Below are 18,790 nucleotides of genomic sequence, written 5' to 3' on the forward strand. Positions count from 1 at the left end.
CTTCGTTCCAGCCGCTCAGGTCGCGGCGGGCGCGGTCCACCTGCCAGTCCTTCATCCCGAGCCGGGCGGCGAGGGCCGCGTTGGACTCCCTGGATCCGGCCACCCGGGCCATCGACCGCAGCTTCATCGCGAACGCGGCGACCATCGGCACCGGATCCGCGCCGGAGGCCAGCGCATGACGGAGCGCGATGAGCGCATCGCCCAGGCGCCCGGCGATCGCCGTATCGGCGACGACGAATGCGGAGACCTCGACGCGCCCTCCGTAGTAGCGCTCGACGACGTCGCGCGTGACATCGCCCTGGACGTCGTTGATGAGCTGCTGGCAGGCGGCCGCGAGCTCCGTGACGTCGTCGGAGAAGGCCGAGACCAGTGCCCGCAGCGCCTGCGGCTGGATCCGGCGACCGGCGGCGCGGAACTCGCCCGCGGCGAAGTCGGCCTTCTCGTCGTCGCGCTTGATGGCAGGACAGGCGATCTCGATCCCGCCGCCGGCCCCAGCGCGGATCGCGTCGAGCAGCTTCTTGCCGCGCACGCTCGCTCCGGTGTGCCGGAGGACGACCGTCGCACCGTCCTGCGGATGCTCGAGGTACGCGACGGCCTCAGCGAGGAACGCGTCGGTGCAGCGCTCGACCCCGGAGATACGCAGCAGGCGCGGCTCGCCGAACAGCGACGGCGAGGCGAGCGCGAGCAGACTGCCGCCCTCGTAGTCGTCGGCGCGCAGGTCGCTGACCTCGAGCGCGGGGTCCTCCGCGCGCAGATAGGCGCGCACCCCCGCGATCGCGCGTTCCGCGCAGATCTCCTCGGGCCCGGACACCAGGACGATCGGCGCCGGTCGAGGCTCGCGCCACGACACCTGCGGGATGTTCGTCGCCTTGCCTCCCCGTCGTGCGGCGGAGGACGAGCGCGGTGCGGGCATGGCTCCAGCGTACCGGCGGCCGCAGACGTCCGCCGCGCCCCATGGCCGGATCCGTGCGTTTCCGGACGGCGTCCGAAATCACCCTTCCCATCGAGGGTGGTTTCAGGTAACCTGAAACTGAGGCGAGGATGCCTCCGTGCTCCGCACGATGCGATGAAGCGAGAAGGAGTGCCATGACTGCTGCGGACGTCTCCGTGACCGTCGATGATCTGCCCGGACTGGAGGGCGCCGAGTTCGGCCCGTCCTCCTGGCGCGAGGTCACCCAGGAGGAGGTGGATCTCTACGCCATGGTGTCCGGCGACGACAACCCGATCCACATCGACGAGGACTTCGCCGCGACCACGCCGTTCGGCACGCGCATCGCGCACGGTCTGCTCACCCTGAGCCTCGTGGTCCCGCTCATGCGTCAGGTCTTCGAGGTCTCCGGCGCCAGCATGGGCATCAACTACGGCATGAACAGGGTGAGGTTCCCCGCCCCCGTCCCCGTCGGATCCCGGATCCGGCTGCGCGGTCATGTCGCCTCTGTGACCGATGTCGGCGGCGGGTGGCAGCTCGAGGTGCCCGTGACTTTCGAGATCGAGGGCGGCGAGAAGCCCGCCTGCGTGGCCGAGCTCGTGCTGAGGTACTACCGATGAGCGGCGGGATCCGCCTGGACGGCAAGGTCGCGATCGTCACGGGCGCCGGCCGCAGCCTCGGACGGGCATACGCGCTCGCCCTGGCCGAGGCGGGGGCCGCCGTGGTCGTCAATGATGTCGATGCCGGAACGGCGGCTCGCACCGCTGCCGACATCGAGGGCGCTGGGGGACGCGCCGCGGTCGTGGTGGGGCCGGTCGGTCCCACCACGACCGCCGAAGAGCTCGTCGCCGCTGCGATCTCCTCGTTCGGACGCCTCGACGTCCTCGTCGCGAACGCCGGCGTGCTGCGCGACCGGGTGCTGTGGAAGATGGAGGACGACGACTTCGACGCGGTGATCGGAACGCACCTGCGCGGATCCTTCACGTGCGGACGGGCCGCCGCGGTGGCGATGCGCGAGCAGGGAACGGGCGGGCGCATCGTGCTCATCGGCTCGCCCGCCGGACAGTTCGGAAGCTTCGGCCAGACCAACTACGCCGCGGCGAAGGCCGGACTGGTCGCGATGGCGCGCACCTGGTCCCTCGAGCTCGCCCGCGCGGAGATCACCGTGAACGCCGTGATCCCGACGGCCCTCTCCCCCATGACCGCGATGATCCCCGCCTACGCCCAGGTGTACGAGGACTACCTCGCCGGCGGGGGGATCCCCGTCGAGTACCGGCGCGATCACGCCCTCGGCACCCCGGAGGACGTCGCCTCGCTGATCGTGTGGCTGGCGTCCGACGCCTCCGCGGACGTCACGGGCCAGGCGATCGGGATCGGCGGCGACCGGCTGACGCTCTACGCCCACCCCGCGGCGCTGCGGACCCTCGACCACGACGGCGGCTGGACCGCCGCGCAGCTCGACGAGGCCTGGCGCGACGGGCTCTCCTCCGACGCTCAGCACTCCGGGCCGCCGCAGGGCTGATCGATGCGCGCCCACTACGCAGACCTCTGGCAGGCCGTCACGCGGTCGCAGCCCGATCGCATCGCGATCCGCACCCCGCAGGACACCTGGACCTACGCCCGTCTCGCCCGCGAGGCCGGGGCGCTCGCAGGCACGTTCGCACGGCGGGGCCTGCGCTCCGGCGACGTCGTCGCGATCCTCCTGCACAACCGCCCGGAGTTCCTCATCACGCTCTTCGCGTGCCTGGCGACGGGGCTCGTCCCCGTACCGCTGAACTTCCGCTTGCGCGCCGGGGAGATCGCGGCGCTCCTGGACGATTCGGGTGCCGCCGCGATGGTGCATCCGACGTCCCTCGGCTCGACCGCCCGCGATGCCGCCGCGCAGGCGGCGACCGGAGTACTCCTGGTGAGCGTGCCGGACGACGATGGCGACGTCCCAGGACTGCCCTGGGCCGAGGCGATCGCGGAAGAGGTCCCGCTCCCGCCCGCAGCGCCCGAGGGCACCGAGCTCTGGATCTACACCGGGGGCACGACCGGGCGGCCGAAGGCCGTGCGCTGGGCCGAGCTGGATCTCTTCGAGGGCCAGATGTTCCCGACCTACTCGATGTGCGCGCTGCCCTGGCCGACCACGAGTGAGGCGGCGCTCGCGATCGCCATCGACCCGGCGGGTCCGCACCCGGTCACGCTCCCCCTGGCCCCGCTCATGCACGGTACCGCGCTGACGATGTCGATGAACACCTTCACCCTGGGCGGGACGGTGCTGCTCACCTCCTCTGCGCGCCTGGACGCCGAGAGCGCCCTGTGCTTCGCCCTCGCGCACCACGCGACCCGGATCATCGTCGCCGGGGACGCCGTCGCCCTCCCGCTCGCGGAGGCCGCGGAGCGCGCCGGCGGATCCCTCGGCGCCGTCACCTCCCTCATGAGCTCCGGCATGCGCTTCAGCCCCGACACCAAGCGCCGACTGCACGTCCTCGGCGCGCTCACGATCTTCGATCTGCTCGCATCCTCCGAGGGCGGCGGCCTCGCGGTCACCGTCACGACGGGCGTCTCCGACCTGCCTGGTCGGCCGAGGCTGCTCCCCACCGCTGTGGTGCTCGACCAGGATCTCGCCGAGGTCCAGGATCTCCCCGGCGCGCTCGGCCTCCTCGCCCAGCGCGGGGCGCTGCCGCTCGGCTACCACCGCGACGAGGAGAAGACCCGCGCGGCATTCCGCGTGATCCGCGGCGTGCGTCACGTGATCCCCGGTGACTGGGTGCTAGTCGAGGACGACCGGCACGTCGAGTTCCTGGGGCGCGGCAGCGCGGTCGTCAACACCGGCGGCGAGAAGGTCTACCCGCTCGAGGTCGAGGAAGCCCTCCTGACCCACCCCGCCGTCGCCGACGCCGTGGTGCTCGGCGCCCCAGACGCGCGGTTCGGGGAGATCGTGACCGCGGTGGTCGAGCGCTCGGGCGACGTCTCGGCCGAGGAGCTGCTCGCACACGTGGACGGCCTCCTGGCCGGATACAAGCGCCCTCGGCACATCCTGTTCCGCCCGTCGATGGACCGCACCCCGACAGGCAAGGTCGATCTGGTCCGCCTCCGCGAGGAGATGATCCGCGATCGCGGAGAGGGGGCCGCATCGTGACCGGCCTCGCGGGCATCAGGGCGATCGACACGCACGTCCACATCCAGGTCGACGACGCTGGCCGGTTCGGCGCCTCCGCCGAGCAGCGCGAGGCGATGGATCGATACTTCGGCACCACCGACCCGGCCAAGACCGTCGACGAGACCGCCGCCTACTTCCGCGAGCGCGACATGATGGCGGTCGTCTTCACAGTCGACGCGACGACGAACACCGGTCACGCCCCGAACAGCATCGACGACATCGCCTCGGGCGCCGCGCGCAATCCGGAGGCGCTGATCGCGTTCGGGTCCGTGGATCCCCTGCAGGGCCCTGCCGCGCTGCGCGAACTCGAGCGGCAGGCCTCGCAGCTGGGGGTCCGCGGCTTCAAGTTCCATCCGACGCTTCAGGGCTTCGACCCCTCGGCGGAGGCGTTCGATCCGCTCTTCGGCGCGATCGAGGACCTCGATCTCCCCGTCGTCGTGCACACCGGCCAGACCGGGGTCGGCGCCGGCGTCCCGGGCGGACTCGGCCTGCGGCTGGGACTCTCCAACCCGATCCTGCTGGACGACGTCGCGGCGCGGCATCCGCGGCTGCAGATCGTGATGGCCCATCCCAGCGTGCCCTGGCAGGACGAGGCCCTCTCCGTCGCGACGCACAAGGCCAACGTCTGGATCGACCTGTCCGGGTGGTCTCCGAAGTACTTCAGCGCCGGCCTCGTGCGTGCAACTCGCACCTACCTCCGGCACAAGATGCTGTTCGGCTCCGACTTCCCGGCTCTGACCCCCGACCGCTGGCTGAGCGATTTCGCAACGCTGGAGCTGCCGGAAGAGGTGGAGCGCCTCGTGCTGCGGGAGAACGCGATCCGGCTGCTCGGACTCGACGGCGGAGCTGCCTGATGCGCGTTCCGGACAGCGATCGCGCCCCCGCCCTGCGCATCGAGGGGCTCAGCGTCCGATACGGACGATCCATCACCGCCCTGCGGGACATCTCCCTCACCGTCGCAGAGGGTGAGGTGGTGACGCTCATGGGCCTGAACGGCGCCGGCAAGTCCACCCTTGCGCGAGCGATCACGGGACTCCTGCCGGCGCAGGGCGGATCGGTCTCCGCAGGCGCGATCACGAGCTTCGGCTCGCCTCTGACGCGGCGCTCGCCCCGCGCGATCGTCCGTCACGGCGTCGCGCAGGCGCTCGAAGGGCGCCGGATCTTCGGCGCGATGACGGTCGCGGAGAACCTCGACATGGGCGGGACGACGGTGGGCACGAGCCGGCTCAAAGCCAACCGCAGCCGCATGATGGATCTGTTCCCCCGCCTCGCCGAGCGGCACGATCAGCCGGCAGGGCTGCTCTCCGGCGGAGAGCAGCAGATGCTCGCGGTCGCCAGGGCCCTCATGTCGTCGCCGCGACTGCTCATCCTCGACGAGCCGACGCTCGGCCTGTCCCCCAAGCTCGTGACCCACGTGCGGGACACCATCGACGCCATCAGGACCGCCGGCACGAGCGTGCTTCTCATCGAGCAGAACGCCACGATGGCCCTCGCCGTCGCCGACCGCGGCTACGTGATCGAACACGGGCGCATCGTCCACGAGGCGGCGGCCGAGGAACTGCGGGCGGACGCCGGCCTGCAGCGGCTCCTGCTCGGACTCGGATCGGAGGACGCCGCATGACCGCCCCTGTCCCGCCGCTGCTCGAAGTGCGCGACGTCGAACTCCGGATCGGCGGACTGCACATCCTCCGCGGAGTCTCCTTCGACGTCCGCGAGAACGAGTTCTTCACGGTCATCGGCCCCAACGGCGCCGGCAAGACCTCGCTGCTGAACGTCCTCAGCCGCATCTACCAGCCGACGTCCGGATCCGTCGTCTTCGACGGGCGATCCCTGCTCGAGGTGCGACGCACCGGGCTGGCCGACCTCGGCATCGCCCGCACCTTCCAGAATCTCGCTCTCTTCGAGCACATGGACGTGATGGACAACGTGGTCCTGGGCCGCCAGCGCCTCATGCGCTCCGGTGTGCTGACCGGCGCCGTGTGGTGGGGCCGCGCCCGCCGGGAGGAGGCGGAGGCCAGGCGGGCGTGCGGGCCGCTCATCGATCTGCTGGGGCTCGGCGATTTCCTGAACCGCCCGATCCGCGATCTTCCCTACGGCATCAAGAAGCGGATAGAGCTCGCCCGCGCCCTCGCCGTCGAGCCGCGGCTGCTGCTGCTCGACGAGCCCGCCGCGGGGATGAACGACGAGGAGACGGACGAGCTCGCCGGCTGGATCCTCACCGCCAAACAGGAACTGGGCCTCACGGTCGTCATGATCGAGCACGACATGGGCATGGTCACCCGTCTCGGAGACCGCGCGCTCGTGCTCGATTTCGGAACCGTCGTCACCATCGAGTCCCCCCGCGCGGCGATCGCGGACCCCCGCGTCATCAGCGCCTACCTCGGAGACGAGACCGAGGAGACGGACGACCCGACGGCGACGGGGACCGTCGCGCTCGGCATCTCTCGCGACCAGGACCGGAAGGCGAAGCACGCATGACCGAGTTCCTCCAGACGCTGACCTCCGGCATCGCGCTGGGATCCCTGTACGCCGTGCTCGCGCTCGGCTTCGTGATCGTGGCGCGCGCATCCGGCATCCTGAACCTCGCGCAGGGCAGCTTCGTCGTCCTCGGCGCGTACCTCGCCTACGCGCTCATCCACCAGGCCGGCCTGCCCTTCTGGGCGGGCGTGATCGTGGCGATGGCCGCCGTCGCGCTGTTCACCGTGCTCCTGGAGGCGTTCGTCCTGCATCGCGTCCGTGATCACTTCGCCGCGCTGCTGATCACCTTCGGGGTGACGATCGCGGTCGCGCCCGTCGTCACCGGCATCTGGCCGGGCGACTCCCTGAACCTCGGCGATCCCTGGGCGCTGAACGTGCTGCGCATCGGCGGCATCGGCATCACGGCGCGCGACGCCACGCTCATCCCGATCACCGCGGGGATCCTGCTCGCCTTCTTCCTGTTCTTCCGCTACACCCGCATCGGGCTCAGCCTGCGCGCGACGGCGATCGACAGCGAGGCCGCCATGGCCCAGGGCGTCAGCACGCGTTTCGTGTACGGCATCTCCTGGGGCATCGCCGGAGCACTGGGCGCCTTCGGCGGCGTCGTGCTCTCGACCACCGTCGGCGGCGGTGTGCGTCCGGGGCTCGAGGTGTACGCCTTCCTCGCCCTTCCGGTCATCATCCTGGGCGGCCTCGAGTCGCCGCTCGGGGCCGTCGTGGGAGGGCTCGTGATCGGCGTCGTCCAGCAGTTCGCCGTCTCCCTCGTCCCCGAGAGCTGGGGATCGGGATTCTCCGAGGTCGTGCCCTATCTGGTGATGCTCGCGATCCTCCTCATCCGACCCGCCGGACTGTTCGGCCGACGAGAGGTGCGCCGCGCATGACCCTCACCACGACAGGATCCGCCCTCGCACCGCGCACACGCGGGCAGGCGCCGCGGCTCTTCGACACCCTGCGGAAGAAGATCCTCGCGATCGCGTTCCTCGTCGCGATCGTCGCGATCCCGCTCAACGTCGCCGACAGCTACATCCTGACCGTGCTGACCACCGCGGCCATCGCCGCGATCGCCGCGACCGGCCTGAACCTGCTGACCGGATACGCGGGGCAGATCTCCCTCGGGCACGCGTTCTTCGTCGGCGCCGGGGCGTTCTGCGGGCAGGTCCTCGGCGGTCAGCTCGGCCTGCCGTTCCTGCTCTGGCTCCCGCTGTCCACCCTGTTCGCGGGCGCCCTCGGAGCGGTCGTCGCCCCCTTCGCTCTCAGGCTCAAGGGGCCCTACCTGGCGATCGTGTCGCTCGGGCTGGTCTTCATCGGCATCTACGCCGCGCGGAACCTGCCCGCTCTCACCGGTGGTCTCAACGGAACGGTCGTGACGGCGCCGGTCTTGCTCGGGCCGCTGGATTTCGCCGCGCTCCGGGTCGGCCCGTTCCTGCTCTCCCGCGAGCAGGGCATGTTCATCCTCTGCTGGCTGATCCTCGCGGTGATCCTTCTCGCGGTCGCCAACATCGTGCGCTCCCGGTCGGGCCGCGCCATGCAGGCGTTCCGGGATCACGACCTCGCCGCCGAGGTGCTCGGGGCGCGGCGCCTGCCGACGATGATGAACGCGTTCATCGTGTCCTCGGCGCTGGGCGGCCTGTCCGGAGGACTGCTCGGCGTCGAGCTGCAGTACATCCGACCCGAGAACTTCGGGCTGGACCTGTCGATCCAGTACGTCGCGATCGTGGTCATCGGCGGGCTCGCGAGCATCTGGGGCCCTGTGCTCGGCGCTCTCTTCATCGGATTGGTCCCCGTGATCGCGATCCGGCTCGCCGACGTGCTGCCCTTCATCTCGAAGCCCGGCGAACAGGGCGGGGTGAGCGTGTCCGGTTTCGGACTCGTCGTCTACGGCGTCCTCATCGTCCTCTTCCTCCTCTTCCGGCGCGGCGGGCTGATCTCGTTCTTCCGCCGCCCCGGTCGCCGGCCCGCTGCGGCGCCGGCGAAGACGCAGGCCGCACCCGCGGCCTCGCCACCCGACCCCGCACCGGGGATCACGACACACCAGAAAGGACACAGCCTGTGAGAGATCGCACTCCTGGCGCCATCGGCATCGTCGCCGCTGCCGCGCTGCTCCTCACGTCCTGCGCCGTTCAGACCGCTCCGAGCGGCGGATCCGGCACCGCCTCCACGACACTGGCATCGGTGCCGGGCTTCAGCCTGTCCGACGGGGTCATCCACGTCGGCGAGATGACCGCGCTCAGCGGTCCGATCGCGCCCTCGGCGAATGAGCAGGTCGCCGGGCAGCAGGCCTACTACGACATCGTCAACGCGAAGGGCGGGGTCGCCGGCAAGTACCCGGTGAAGGTCATCACCGCGGACAACCAGTACAACCCGCAGCTCGCCGTGCAGGAGTACCAGCGGATCAAGGACCAGGTGGTGATGCTGTCCGGGATCCTCGGCGATGCGTCGACCGAGGCGCTGCTGCCGATCCTCAAGCAGAACAAGGCCGTCGCCCTCCCGTCGACCCAGAGCTCGCGCTTCACCGCGCAGGAGAACCTGGGGATGACGTTCACGTCCTACCAGTCGAACGTGTGGAACGCGCTGTCCTACCTCTTCGAGAAGGGCCGGATCAGCAAGAGCTCCACCGTCTGCTCCATGGTCCAGGCGGACCAGTCGGGGCAGGCCCGCCAGGACGCCCTCGAGCACGCGGGGAAGGAGCTCGGCTTCACCGTGGGCCCCAAGACGGAGTTCGCTCCGACGGACACCGCGTTCACGGCGCAGATCCAGACGCTCAAGACAGCGAAGTGCGATCTCGTCGTCTTCGGCGGCGCCAACGGCAATGTGCCCAACGTTGTGGCGGCAGCGACCCAGCTCGACTACGCCCCGATCTGGGAGACCGAGTTCTTCTCGATCGCCCAGTCCTTCAAGGACACGGACATCGCGACCTACCTCAAGGACAATTTCGTGATCACCGGCCTCGCCGGGGACCTCGACGACACCTCGATCGAGGGCATCAAGCTGCTGACCGACAAGCTCGGGAAGACGCCGACGATGCAGAACGTCTACGGGTTCATGCAGGCGATCACCGCGACGACGATCCTCGAGAAGGCCGTCCAGCTCGGCGACCTGTCTGGTCCGGGCCTCATGGAGGCGATGGACGGCCTCGGCAAGATCGACTATCTCGGTCTGAACGGCGACATGACCTACGGCCCGGTGGCCAAGCGCCTCCAGCCCGACACGTCGTCGATCTTCTCGTATGATCCGACCGCACCGGGCAGCCTCAAAGCGCTCACGGCTCAGTACGTGGCGCCGAAGGGCCGCGGCCCGGGGTTCTGAGCCTCCCGCGGATCTCGCGAGAAGGGCCCGTCCGCTTTCGCTGCGGGCGGGCCCTTCTCGCGCACGGGGAGGATCAGTCCATCGTGCGCAGCAGGGCTATGACGCCCGCGAGGTGCGCACGCGTGGCAGACTCGGCGGCATCCGGATCCCGCGCGAGGACGGCATCGATGATCGCGGTGTGCTCCGGCGCCGAGGTCGCCGCACGGCCCGGCAGGAAGCCGAGGCGGAACTGGTGCCGCGCCGACTGCGCCTGCAGCCGCTCCAGCAGCAGCGTCGCCGTCGCGTGGCCGCTCAGCGCACGCAGGAGGCGATCCAGATCCTGGTGCAGGCGCGCGTAGGCGAGGAGATCGCCCGCCGACACCGCGGTCTCGAGCGCATCGCGAAGGGCGCGCAGCTCTTCGGCGCCGTCCTCGGTGAGCTTCTCCGCGGCCTTGCGCGCGCACAGCGACTCCAGGGCGACGCGCACCTCGACGATCTCGATGGCCTCGTCGATGCTGATCGCACGCACCCGCGCACCGCGATTCGGGAGCCGCTCGATCAGGCCTTCACTCGCGAGGGTCAGCAGCGTCGTGCGCACCGACGCGCGACTCGCACCGTACTGCGCGCTGAGGTCCGCCTCGACCAGGCGCTGGTGCGGCGCGAACTCCGCGTTCAGGATCGCGTCCCGCAGCTGCGCGGTCAGATCGGGGCGCGCACCGGCGCCCTGCTCGGCTACCGTCATGACTCCATGCTCCTGCCCGCGCCGCCTCGGCACAGGGCGACCCGCTTCGCCCCGAAGACTATCGTCCGGGGCAAGGCGGGTGCGGGCCGGGGTCAGCGTTTTCCGAGGTCCTTGCGCCGGCGGCGCGCGGACGCCAGGAGGAGCAGGCCCACGAGGATTCCGACGCCGGCGAGCAGCGACGCGAGCAGCGGTCCCCCGGATCCCGTCGCTGCGAGTCGACCGGACGCACCTCTGTCGTCGGCGGAGCCGGTCGGACCGGCGGACGTCGGTGCGGGTTCCGGACTCGGCGACGGAGTGATGCTGGCGGTGCTCGGCGAGGGAGTCTGCGAGGGGCCGGGGCCGCCCGTTCCGCCGGGTCCGGTCGGGACGGTCGGTCCGTCCGACGTCCTGCGCGTGATCCGCCCCTCGACCACCGGCGCCACGGGGCTGTGCGCGGCGATGTGGTCGCTGAGCATCTCGGCCACGCCGGGGTACTCCGCGAGAACCGTCCCCGCGAAGCCGCTCGCGACGCCGGTCGTCGTCGCGACCGTATAGCTCGCGTTCGGATCCAGCGGCTTCCCCGCCACCTGCACCCGATGCACCTTCGACTTCGACGTCGCCCCCGCCGGATCCAGCACGACCGACAGCCCGCTCACCTGCGCGAAGGAGCCGGACGGCGTCGGATAGCTCGCGTACTGCGCGTTCAGGATCCGGAGGAGCTCCGCGCCGGTGAACACCTTCTTCGTGATGGCGGTCGGGGCTCGCGACAGCGTGAGGACGTCTCCTCGGGTGATCGGCCCCGGCGTCATGCGCCCGCCCACGTATCCCGCGGGGAGGAGGGTGATCTCCGCGCCCGTGGCGGCCGAGATCGCATCCGCGAACATGTTCCCCAGCGCGGTCTCCTGGGTGCGGACGATGTCGCGGGTGCCTTCGAGCAGCACGGAGGTGCTGCCGATCGGCGTGGCGAAGTACGCATCCGACACGACGCGGAAGGCGTCCACGGCCGCCTTGGTCGCGGGTTTCTCCGGCGCGTTCGCCATCTCGCTGCGCGACACGAGTCGTGCCGTCGCGCTCGTGACCTTCCCGTCCACGATGCCCAGGTCGACGACCCCGAGGTTGCGCCCGAACTCGCCCGTCTGCACGATCAGGGTGCCGTTCTGCAGCCGCCCCTGAGGCAGCGTGCTGTGACTGTGCCCGTCGACGATCAGGTTCATGCCGGTGACCGCGTCGGCCACCTTCAGGCTCGTCATGTCGGAGCCCTGGTCGCCCAGGTGCACGAGCCCGATCACGAGATCCGCGCCCTGGCCGGTGACCTCGTCCACGAGGGCCTGGGTCGCGGTGATCGCGTCCCGGTACTCGACGTCCTGCGAGCCCATCGCTGCGGAGACCGGCGTGGTGACCCCGATCACGCCCGCCTTCATGCCGTTCGGCAGCGCGACCATCGTGTACCCCGGCAGGACCGGCTGTCCGGTGGCGGAGGAGACGATGTTGCCGGCCAGCATCGGGTGATCCAGGCGCGAGGCGAGCTCCTGGAGATACGGCGAGCCGTAGGAGAACTCGTGGTTGCCCGCGGTCCGCGCGTCGAACCCCAGGGTGTTCACGATCGGCACGATGCTCGCGCCGCGGTCGATCGCCGTGTGCTTCGACCCGGAGAACGTGTCCCCGCGTCCAGGAACAGGGTGTTCGGGTTGTCCGCCCTCAGCTGGTCGACGTAGCCGCCGATCCTGGCATAGCCGATCTCCGTCGCGGTCTCGAAGACGTTGCCGTGCACGTCGTTCAGATGCGCGATCGACACGGTGCCGGTGAAACCGGACGCCGCGTGCGCGGGTGGCGCGAGCATGCCCCCGACCCCCGGACCGAGCAGGACGGCGAGCCCGAGGATCAGGACTCCGTGGATTCTCCTACGCTTCATCGCGTTCACTTCCCCCAAGGAACGGATCCCCCCCACTGAGGATCCGGGATGGTACGGACCGGATCGCGGGATGCGCCCGATCGCGGGTGCGCTCGGGCGCGGTCAGCGCGCGAGCACGACGGCGTGCGCCGCATCCGGCACCGCCGTGTCGATCAGGGCGCCTCCTCTGCGAGCACCCCTGCGGCGATGCGGAAGGCCGTGTTCGCGGCCGGCACGCCCGCGTACACGGCCGACTGCAGGATGACCTCGCGGATCTCGGCGACCGTGAGCCCGTTGCGGCGGGCCGCGCGCACGTGCATCGCGAACTCCTCCTCGTGGCCCAGGGCGATGAGGCTCGACAGCACGGCGATCGAGCGGGACCGGCGGTCGAGGCCGGGACGGGACCACACGTCGCCCCAGGCGACGCGTGTGATGAAGTCCTGGAAGTCGGCGGTGAAATCCGTCGTGCTCGCGATCGCACGGTCCACGTGCGCGTCCGAGAGCACCTCGCGGCGCACGGCCATGCCCTGCGCGTGACGCTCCGCGTCGGTCGTTCCGGTCGATCCGGTCATCTCGGGGTCCTCTCGGGGGTCAGGAATCCGCCCAGCAGCCGGCTCACGGCGGCCGGGTCGTCGACGGGCGCGAGGTGCGAAGCGCCGGGGATCCCGACGGCACTGCCGGATCGCACGCCGGTTGCGATCTCCCGCGCCGAGGCCTCGGGCGTCACCGCGTCGTGCGCACCCCAGACGGCCAGCACGGGAGCGCCGATCTCGCCGAGACGATCGCGCACGTCGTACGCGGCGAGGGCCTCGCACGCCAGGGCGTAGCTCTCATCGTCGGCGTCCTGCAGCGCGTGCAGCAGGCGGCCGGCGAGTTCGGGATGCTCCGCGACCGAGCCGGGTGCGAACCAGCGCTGGGCGGATCCGACGACGAGCGAGGAGGTCGACTGGGCGCGCACCCGGGCCGCCCGGTCGCGCCACCCTTGCGGCGTTCCGATGACGGCGCCGGAGCAGAGGATCGCGGCGGCGCCGACGAGCTGGGGATGCCGCAGCAGGAGTTCCAGCCCCACGGCTCCGCCCAGGGAGACCCCCGCGTAGTCGAACCGCGCGCCGTCGAGGCTTTCGGCGAGGGCGCGGACGAGGGCGTCCGCGAGCTCCGCGACGGAGAACGCCTCCCGCGCCGGTCCGGAGGATCCGTGGCCCGGGAGCTCCCAGGTGATGACCCGATGGTCGCGAACGAGGGCGGGCAGCACCGACTCCCAGAGGACGCTCGTCGTCCCGAGCGACGGGCCGAGGACGAGCAGTGGCGCGCCCTCCGGCCCGAACGCGGCGGACACCGCGACGTCGATCATCGGATCCCCTCTTCCCTGGCGGCGCGGACCGCCTCGTCGACGAGGGCTCCGGAGCGTCCCGTGTACCGGGCCGGATCGAGCAGGTCGTCGACGTCCCGCTCCGCCACCTCCGGCAGCGCGCGCAGCAGCGCGGCGAGCGGCTCGCCGGCGGAGGCGCGGTCGATCACCTCGGCGAAGCGGACGGCGCCGATGCGAGGCTTCAGCACGAGAGCGAGGCGCTCCGACACGATCAGCCCCTCGCTGAGCGAGAGGTTCGCCCTGGCGCGCTCCGCGTCGAAGCTCAGCGCGGCGCACAGCGCGCGGGTGCGGGCGGCCCCGCCGACCAGCAGCCGCAGAAGCTCCTGCAGCGCCGGCCATTCGGCGTGCCAGGCGCCGTCCGGGCGCTCGTCACCGGCGAGGCCGGCCGCGAGGTGGAGCTGCCCGACCAGGGCCGGAGCGCGCATCGCGGCGGACCGCACCAGGATCGCATCGACCGGATTGCGCTTCTGCGGCATCGTGCTGGATCCCCCGCCGCGCTGGAGCGCCGCCTCCCCGATCTCGGGGCGGGTGAGGGTCACGACATCCGTCGCGAGCGCACCCATCGCCGCGAGCGCCGCCCCGGCCGCATGGGCGAGGTTGAGGATCGGGTACCGGTCGGTGTGCCAGGGTGCGGGCGGCGCCGCGAGACCCGTGGCCGCTGCGAAGGCCGATGGCAGCTGTGCCGCGACGTCGGATCCGAACAGCTCGACGAAGGAGGCCTGGGTTCCGGCGGCCCCGCCGAGTTGGGCCGGCAGGGTCGCCGCGACGTCGAGGAGCGAGCGACGCGCCCGCACGAGGGCGCGCAGCCGGCCGGCGATCCGTGCGCCGACGGTGATCGGGACCGCGTGCTGTCCGAGCGTGCGCGCGGCGGCGGGGTCGTCGCGGTGCGCGACCGCCAGGGCGGCGAGATCCGAGGCCGCGGCCGTGAGGTCCACGACGGACGCGGCGATGGCGTCCTTCGCCACGAGCATGAGCCCGGTGTCGAGGATGTCCTGACTCGTCGCACCGCGATGGATCCAGCGCGCGGCCTCGGGGTTCTCGGTGCGGCGCCGCAGCTCCCCGACGAGAGGCACGACCGGGTTGCCGCTCTCGAGCGCCGACGAGCCGAGCGATCGCACATCGGGGCGGAAACCGGGAGCGACCTCCTCGGCGAGAGCGCGGGGCATGACAACGAGTTCGGCGTAGGCCGCGAGCAGACCGCGCTCCGCCCGCACGAGCGCGGCGGCGACGTGCGCATCGCCGCCGATCCCCGCACCGCCCTCTGCCGGTGCCCCGGCGGCGAGTACCGCGAGCACCGGATCCAGCAGGCCGGACACGCCCGACCGGAGCGCGCCGTCGAGCTCGTCGTCAGTAGGCAAGGAACACCGTCTCCCGTTCCCCCTGCAGCCGGATGTCGTGGCGCAGGCTCCCGTCCGCCTCCCGGACCGCGATGAGGGTCTCCCGCTCCTCCGCGGACAGGGAGGCCAGGAACAGATACCCCTCGGCACCGGGCAGGTAGATGCGCGTGTGCAGCTTGTCCGGCAGACCCCGCGCGTAGACGATCGCCGCGAAGAAGGGTGCGCCGGGCCCCGACGGGCCGGGCTCGCGGGTCCAGAACTCGTAGCGGCCGTCATCGGTCGTGAACGACCGGCCGAAGCCCGTGAAGGTGTGGTCGTCGCGGCGGAACGCTCCCCGGGCGCGCGACACCGTCCCGTCGGCGTCGGCGCCCCAGATCTCCACCATCGCATCGGGGATGGGGGCGCCGGACCCGTCGTAGACCGTGCCGGAGAGCACGATCGCGCCGGGGCTGTGCGGGAAGACGACCTCATGCATCCGGTCGTACTCGGTGCCGTAGGCGAAGAACGGCCCGACGGTCTGCCCCGCCGTGGGCTCGAGGGCGGTTTCGAGAGTCACTGGTCCTCCTCCTGCTCGGCCCAGGTCGCGTCCGGCCCGTCCACGACGATGTCCCAGCGGTAGCCCATCGAGAACTCCGGGACCGTGGCGTCGTGGTCGTACGTCGCGATCATGCGCTCGCGGTCCGCCGGGCGCCGGATCGAGTTGTAGATCGGATCGAGGGCGAACAGCGGATCCCCCGGGAAGTACATCTGGGTGACGATGCGCTGCGTGAAGGCCCGGCCGAACACCGAGAAGTGGATGTGCGCAGGGCGCCAGGCGTTGACGTGGTTCTTCCACGGATACGGACCGGGCTTGATGGTCGTGAAGAGGTACTCGCCCGCGTCGTTCGTGATCGCGCGGCCCGCGCCCGTGAAGTTCGGGTCGAGGGGCGCGGGATGCTGGTCGCGCTGATGGATGTAGCGCCCGGCCGAGTTCGCCTGCCAGACCTCGATCAGCTGGTTCGCGAGCGGCCGCCCCCGGGAGTCCAGGAGCCGCCCGCGGACGGTGATGCGCTCCCCGAGCGGCTCGCCGATGTGCTGCAGGGTCAGATCGGACTCGATCGCGGCGACGTCGCGCTGGCCGAAGGCGGGCGAGAGCAGTTCGATCGTCTCCGGATCGACGAGCTTCGGGTTCTTCGTCGGGTGCCGGAGGACGCTCGACCGGTACGGCGCGAAGTCGTGCATCGTGCGCGGCAGGATCTCGCCCTCCGCCTCGCGCCGCGCGTACTCGGCATGCGCGGACTCGATCTCGGCGCTGATCTCGCCCTGCGTGAGCTGGTCGGGCGCGGCGAGCAGCGATTCGGGCGCCGCAGCGGTGTCGTACATCGTGGTCTCCTTCGACCGATCGGGAACAGCAGAATCGTGCGCCGTGGCCGGGCCCTGCGGCGAAGGATTCCCATCCAATGGGAATCGGCTCGGGACAGTGGCATCCTGGATCCATGGCGAACTCCCCCTCCGGCGACTCGGTGACCGACCGCCTGCTGCGCGTGCTCGAGACCTTCACCCCGACGCGCACCGTGCAGACGGCCGCCGAGATCGGGCGCAGGGCCGGCCTTCCCGTCTCCACCGCGCATCGCATGGTCGGCGAGCTCGTCGAGGCGGGCCTCCTGGAGCGCGACGAGGATCGGCGGATCCGCATCGGCATGCGGCTGTGGGAGCTCGCGACCCGCTCCTCGCATGCGCTGCGCCTGCGCCAGGCGGCGATGCCGTCGATGGAGCGCGTGCAGAGCCGGCTGCGCGAGCACACCCAGCTCGCGATCCTGGAGCAGGATGAGGCGCTCTTCCTGGAGCGCCTGTCCGGCCCGGAATCCGGCGCGAACGTCACCCGGATCGCGGGGCGCCTGCCGCTGCACGCGTCGTCCTCCGGCCTCGTGCTCCTCGCCTTCGGCACGCGCGACCTGCAGGAGCGGATCCTCGCGGGACCCCTCGCGCCCGTCACGAGGGAGACCATCACGGACACGGGAGCCCTGCGCCGTGCGCTCGCCGACATCCGGCGCCTCGGTCACGTCGTCGCGCCGGGGTACATCGAGGACGTCTCGACCGGCGTCGCCGTGCCGATCCGCGACGAGACGGGTGCCGTGATCGCCGCGCTCTCCGCGGTGCTCCCGCGCGACGCGCAGACCGACATCGCGCTCTACGAGCTGCACGCTGCGGCCCGCGACATCGAGCGCACGCTCGGCTTCCGCCGCTGAAGCCGGAATCCCGTTCAACGGGAGCGATCGAGCGCGCAACGGGGCGCATCGGCGAGGCTTGCGCCGTCGAAGGAGACCTCATGACCATCACCGTCCGCACCCGAGTCGCCATCGTCGGCGCGGGCCCCGCCGGCCTGCTGCTCTCGCATCTGCTCGCCGCCGCCGGGATCGGATCCATCGTGATCGACCGCCGTGAACGCGGCGAGATCGAGCAGACCGTCCGCGCCGGCATCCTCGAGCAGGGCACGGTGGACCTCCTGGTCGCGTCCGGCGCGTCGACCAGGGTGCTGACGGACGGCCACCGCCACGACGGGATCGAGCTGCGCTTCGACGGCGTCGGCCACCGCTTCGACTTTCCCGCCCTCACCGGCCGCAGCGTGTGGCTGTACCCGCAGCACGAGGTGCTGAAGGATCTCATCGCGGCGCGCCTCGCGGACGGGCAGGATCTGCGTTTCGGCGTCTCCGCGACGGCGGTGCGGGACGCGGAGTCGTCCCGCCCGACGGTCATCGCGCAGGATGCGGAAGGCGCCGAGATCGAGATCGAGGCGGAGGTGGTCGTCGGCGCCGACGGATCGCACGGCGTGGTCCGGAGGACGGTGAGCCCGACCGGCGGGCACTTCCGGGAGTTTCCGTTCGCGTGGTTCGGGATCCTGTGCGAGGCCCCGCCCAGCAACGACGTCCTCGTCTACAGCAGCTCGGACGCCGGGTTCGCCCTCATCAGCCAGCGCAGCGACACCGTGCAGCGGATGTACTTCCAGTGCGAGCCGGGCACGGATCCGGCCGCGACGAGCGACGCACGGATCTGGGAGGAGCTGCGGAGTCGGATCCCCGGCATGCCCTTGAACGAGGGGCCGATCATCCGGCGGGACGTGCTGCGGTTCCGCAGCTTCGTCGCGCACGAGCTGCGGCGCGGCCGCACGGTCCTCGTCGGCGACGCCGCGCACACCGTGCCGCCGACCGGCGCGAAGGGCATGAATCTCGCGGTCGCCGACGTCGTGCTGCTCGACCGCGCGATCCGCGCCCTCCTGCTCGACGGCGACGACGGCCCGCTCGACCGCTTCCCCGAGGTCGCCGCCCGGCGCATCTGGCAGGCCCAGCACTTCTCGGCGTGGATGACGAACCTGCTGCACACGGCGCCCGACGCCACCGACTTCGACCGGCATCGCCGGCAGGGCGAGCTGCACATGCTCACCGGCTCCGAGGCCGGCCGCCGCTACCTCGCCGAGGCCTACACCGGCTGGCCGTTCGACCCCGCCCTCTGACCCCATCCCTGATCCGAGTCGTCCCCACCAGCGCACGCCATGGCCTCCGCTCACAGGGACGACCCCAAGCTGGTCACCGCAACATTCCGCGTCGTCCCCACCAGCGGACGCTATGGGCTCCGCTCATGGGGACGACTCGGAAGTGG

At 71.4% G+C, this 18,790-nt stretch carries 20 protein-coding genes; 11 read left to right on the forward strand and 9 right to left on the reverse strand.

Annotated features, from left to right (window positions below):
* Nucleotides 1-913, reverse strand: a 913-nt coding sequence (gene holA / locus B7X32_RS02115; RefSeq protein ID WP_292715340.1) for a DNA polymerase III subunit delta, incomplete at its 3' end; no start/stop codon positions are given.
* 173 nt (nt 914-1,086) lie between these two features.
* On the opposite strand from holA, the gene B7X32_RS02120 reads away from it, so the two are divergent.
* Genes B7X32_RS02120 through B7X32_RS02160 form a run of 9 tightly spaced genes read left to right on the forward strand, consistent with a single transcriptional unit; the run spans nt 1,087 to nt 9,857 of the window.
* Nucleotides 1,087-1,548, forward strand: a complete 462-nt coding sequence (locus B7X32_RS02120) for a MaoC family dehydratase (protein WP_292715343.1) — start codon at nt 1,087-1,089, stop codon at nt 1,546-1,548.
* Nucleotides 1,545-2,450 carry an SDR family NAD(P)-dependent oxidoreductase gene (locus B7X32_RS02125; RefSeq protein ID WP_292715346.1) on the forward strand — a complete coding sequence of 302 codons (906 nt, stop codon included), beginning with the start codon at nt 1,545-1,547 and terminating at the stop codon, nt 2,448-2,450. Before B7X32_RS02120 ends, B7X32_RS02125 begins: the two co-directional genes overlap by 4 nt.
* Nucleotides 2,451-2,453: 3 nt before the next feature.
* Nucleotides 2,454-4,052: an AMP-binding protein gene (locus tag B7X32_RS02130; protein WP_292715350.1), complete on the forward strand. Its 1,599-nt coding sequence runs from the start codon at nt 2,454-2,456 to the stop codon at nt 4,050-4,052.
* Nucleotides 4,049-4,927: an amidohydrolase family protein gene (locus B7X32_RS02135; protein ID WP_292715353.1), complete on the forward strand. Its 879-nt coding sequence runs from the start codon at nt 4,049-4,051 to the stop codon at nt 4,925-4,927. Before B7X32_RS02130 ends, B7X32_RS02135 begins: the two co-directional genes overlap by 4 nt.
* Nucleotides 4,927-5,694, forward strand: a complete 768-nt coding sequence (locus B7X32_RS02140; protein WP_292715357.1) for an ABC transporter ATP-binding protein — start codon at nt 4,927-4,929, stop codon at nt 5,692-5,694. The genes B7X32_RS02135 and B7X32_RS02140 overlap by 1 nt, the downstream gene beginning before the upstream one ends.
* A complete protein-coding gene (locus B7X32_RS02145) occupies nt 5,691-6,551 on the forward strand; it encodes an ABC transporter ATP-binding protein (protein ID WP_292715360.1) in 861 nt (286 codons plus the stop codon). Before B7X32_RS02140 ends, B7X32_RS02145 begins: the two co-directional genes overlap by 4 nt.
* Nucleotides 6,548-7,432, forward strand: a complete 885-nt coding sequence (locus B7X32_RS02150) for a branched-chain amino acid ABC transporter permease (RefSeq protein ID WP_292715363.1) — start codon at nt 6,548-6,550, stop codon at nt 7,430-7,432. Before B7X32_RS02145 ends, B7X32_RS02150 begins: the two co-directional genes overlap by 4 nt.
* The gene (locus B7X32_RS02155) at nt 7,429-8,604 is read left to right on the forward strand and encodes a branched-chain amino acid ABC transporter permease (protein ID WP_292715366.1); all 1,176 of its coding nucleotides are present in this window, start codon (nt 7,429-7,431) and stop codon (nt 8,602-8,604) included. Before B7X32_RS02150 ends, B7X32_RS02155 begins: the two co-directional genes overlap by 4 nt.
* The gene (locus tag B7X32_RS02160) at nt 8,601-9,857 is read left to right on the forward strand and encodes an ABC transporter substrate-binding protein (protein WP_292715369.1); all 1,257 of its coding nucleotides are present in this window, start codon (nt 8,601-8,603) and stop codon (nt 9,855-9,857) included. Before B7X32_RS02155 ends, B7X32_RS02160 begins: the two co-directional genes overlap by 4 nt.
* 73 nt (nt 9,858-9,930) lie before the next feature.
* Here the strand turns inward: B7X32_RS02160 and B7X32_RS02165 are convergent, their stop codons facing one another.
* From B7X32_RS02165 to pcaH, 8 genes are all read right to left on the reverse strand, one after another.
* On the reverse strand, nt 9,931-10,578 hold the full coding sequence (locus B7X32_RS02165; protein ID WP_292715372.1) for a GntR family transcriptional regulator: 648 nt from the start codon (nt 10,576-10,578) through the stop codon (nt 9,931-9,933).
* Nucleotides 10,579-10,670: 92 nt separating this feature from the next.
* Complete coding sequence (locus B7X32_RS02170; protein WP_292715375.1) at nt 10,671-12,158, reverse strand: 5'-nucleotidase C-terminal domain-containing protein; 1,488 nt, start codon at nt 12,156-12,158, stop codon at nt 10,671-10,673.
* Complete coding sequence (locus B7X32_RS02175) at nt 12,155-12,469, reverse strand: hypothetical protein (protein ID WP_292715378.1); 315 nt, start codon at nt 12,467-12,469, stop codon at nt 12,155-12,157. Before B7X32_RS02175 ends, B7X32_RS02170 begins: the two co-directional genes overlap by 4 nt.
* Before the next feature lie 152 nt (nt 12,470-12,621).
* Nucleotides 12,622-13,020, reverse strand: a complete 399-nt coding sequence (gene pcaC, locus B7X32_RS02180; RefSeq protein WP_292715381.1) for a 4-carboxymuconolactone decarboxylase — start codon at nt 13,018-13,020, stop codon at nt 12,622-12,624.
* Complete coding sequence (locus B7X32_RS02185; RefSeq protein WP_292715388.1) at nt 13,017-13,799, reverse strand: alpha/beta fold hydrolase; 783 nt, start codon at nt 13,797-13,799, stop codon at nt 13,017-13,019. The genes pcaC and B7X32_RS02185 overlap by 4 nt, the downstream gene beginning before the upstream one ends.
* Nucleotides 13,796-15,175 (reverse strand): lyase family protein, encoded by a 1,380-nt coding sequence (locus B7X32_RS02190; RefSeq protein WP_292715391.1) that lies wholly within the window; start codon nt 15,173-15,175, stop codon nt 13,796-13,798. The genes B7X32_RS02185 and B7X32_RS02190 overlap by 4 nt, the downstream gene beginning before the upstream one ends.
* Entirely contained in the window at nt 15,165-15,710 is a 546-nt protein-coding gene (pcaG, locus tag B7X32_RS02195; protein ID WP_292715393.1) for a protocatechuate 3,4-dioxygenase subunit alpha, read from the reverse strand. Before pcaG ends, B7X32_RS02190 begins: the two co-directional genes overlap by 11 nt.
* Nucleotides 15,707-16,516: a protocatechuate 3,4-dioxygenase subunit beta gene (gene pcaH, locus B7X32_RS02200; RefSeq protein ID WP_292715395.1), complete on the reverse strand. Its 810-nt coding sequence runs from the start codon at nt 16,514-16,516 to the stop codon at nt 15,707-15,709. Before pcaH ends, pcaG begins: the two co-directional genes overlap by 4 nt.
* 113 nt (nt 16,517-16,629) lie before the next feature.
* Between pcaH and B7X32_RS02205 the strand changes: the two genes are divergently transcribed.
* Together B7X32_RS02205 and B7X32_RS02210 are read left to right on the forward strand one after the other, a co-directional pair.
* Nucleotides 16,630-17,382, forward strand: a complete 753-nt coding sequence (locus B7X32_RS02205) for an IclR family transcriptional regulator (RefSeq protein ID WP_292715398.1) — start codon at nt 16,630-16,632, stop codon at nt 17,380-17,382.
* 80 nt (nt 17,383-17,462) lie between these two features.
* Entirely contained in the window at nt 17,463-18,644 is a 1,182-nt protein-coding gene (locus B7X32_RS02210) for a 4-hydroxybenzoate 3-monooxygenase (protein ID WP_292715402.1), read from the forward strand.
* Nucleotides 18,645-18,790 lie beyond the last annotated feature (146 nt).

Source organism: Microbacterium sp. 13-71-7 (assembly GCF_002257455.1).
GTDB lineage: Bacteria > Actinomycetota > Actinomycetes > Actinomycetales > Microbacteriaceae > Microbacterium.

Excerpts from the sequence above, each read along its gene's own strand:
- B7X32_RS02155 (WP_292715366.1), top strand. The coding sequence starts at position 7,429 with ATGACCCTCACCACGACAGGATCCGCCCTCGCACCGCGCACACGCGGG.
- B7X32_RS02165 (WP_292715372.1), bottom strand. The coding sequence starts at position 10,578 with ATGACGGTAGCCGAGCAGGGCGCCGGTGCGCGCCCCGATCTGACCGCG.
- pcaC (WP_292715381.1), bottom strand. The coding sequence starts at position 13,020 with ATGACCGGATCGACCGGAACGACCGACGCGGAGCGTCACGCGCAGGGC.
- B7X32_RS02140 (WP_292715357.1), top strand. The coding sequence starts at position 4,927 with ATGCGCGTTCCGGACAGCGATCGCGCCCCCGCCCTGCGCATCGAGGGG.
- B7X32_RS02210 (WP_292715402.1), top strand. The coding sequence starts at position 17,463 with ATGACCATCACCGTCCGCACCCGAGTCGCCATCGTCGGCGCGGGCCCC.
- B7X32_RS02150 (WP_292715363.1), top strand. The coding sequence starts at position 6,548 with ATGACCGAGTTCCTCCAGACGCTGACCTCCGGCATCGCGCTGGGATCC.
- B7X32_RS02125 (WP_292715346.1), top strand. The coding sequence starts at position 1,545 with ATGAGCGGCGGGATCCGCCTGGACGGCAAGGTCGCGATCGTCACGGGC.
- pcaH (WP_292715395.1), bottom strand. The coding sequence starts at position 16,516 with ATGTACGACACCGCTGCGGCGCCCGAATCGCTGCTCGCCGCGCCCGAC.
- B7X32_RS02175 (WP_292715378.1), bottom strand. The coding sequence starts at position 12,469 with ATGAAGCGTAGGAGAATCCACGGAGTCCTGATCCTCGGGCTCGCCGTC.
- B7X32_RS02120 (WP_292715343.1), top strand. The coding sequence starts at position 1,087 with ATGACTGCTGCGGACGTCTCCGTGACCGTCGATGATCTGCCCGGACTG.
- B7X32_RS02145 (WP_292715360.1), top strand. The coding sequence starts at position 5,691 with ATGACCGCCCCTGTCCCGCCGCTGCTCGAAGTGCGCGACGTCGAACTC.
- B7X32_RS02130 (WP_292715350.1), top strand. The coding sequence starts at position 2,454 with ATGCGCGCCCACTACGCAGACCTCTGGCAGGCCGTCACGCGGTCGCAG.
- B7X32_RS02205 (WP_292715398.1), top strand. The coding sequence starts at position 16,630 with ATGGCGAACTCCCCCTCCGGCGACTCGGTGACCGACCGCCTGCTGCGC.
- B7X32_RS02185 (WP_292715388.1), bottom strand. The coding sequence starts at position 13,799 with ATGATCGACGTCGCGGTGTCCGCCGCGTTCGGGCCGGAGGGCGCGCCA.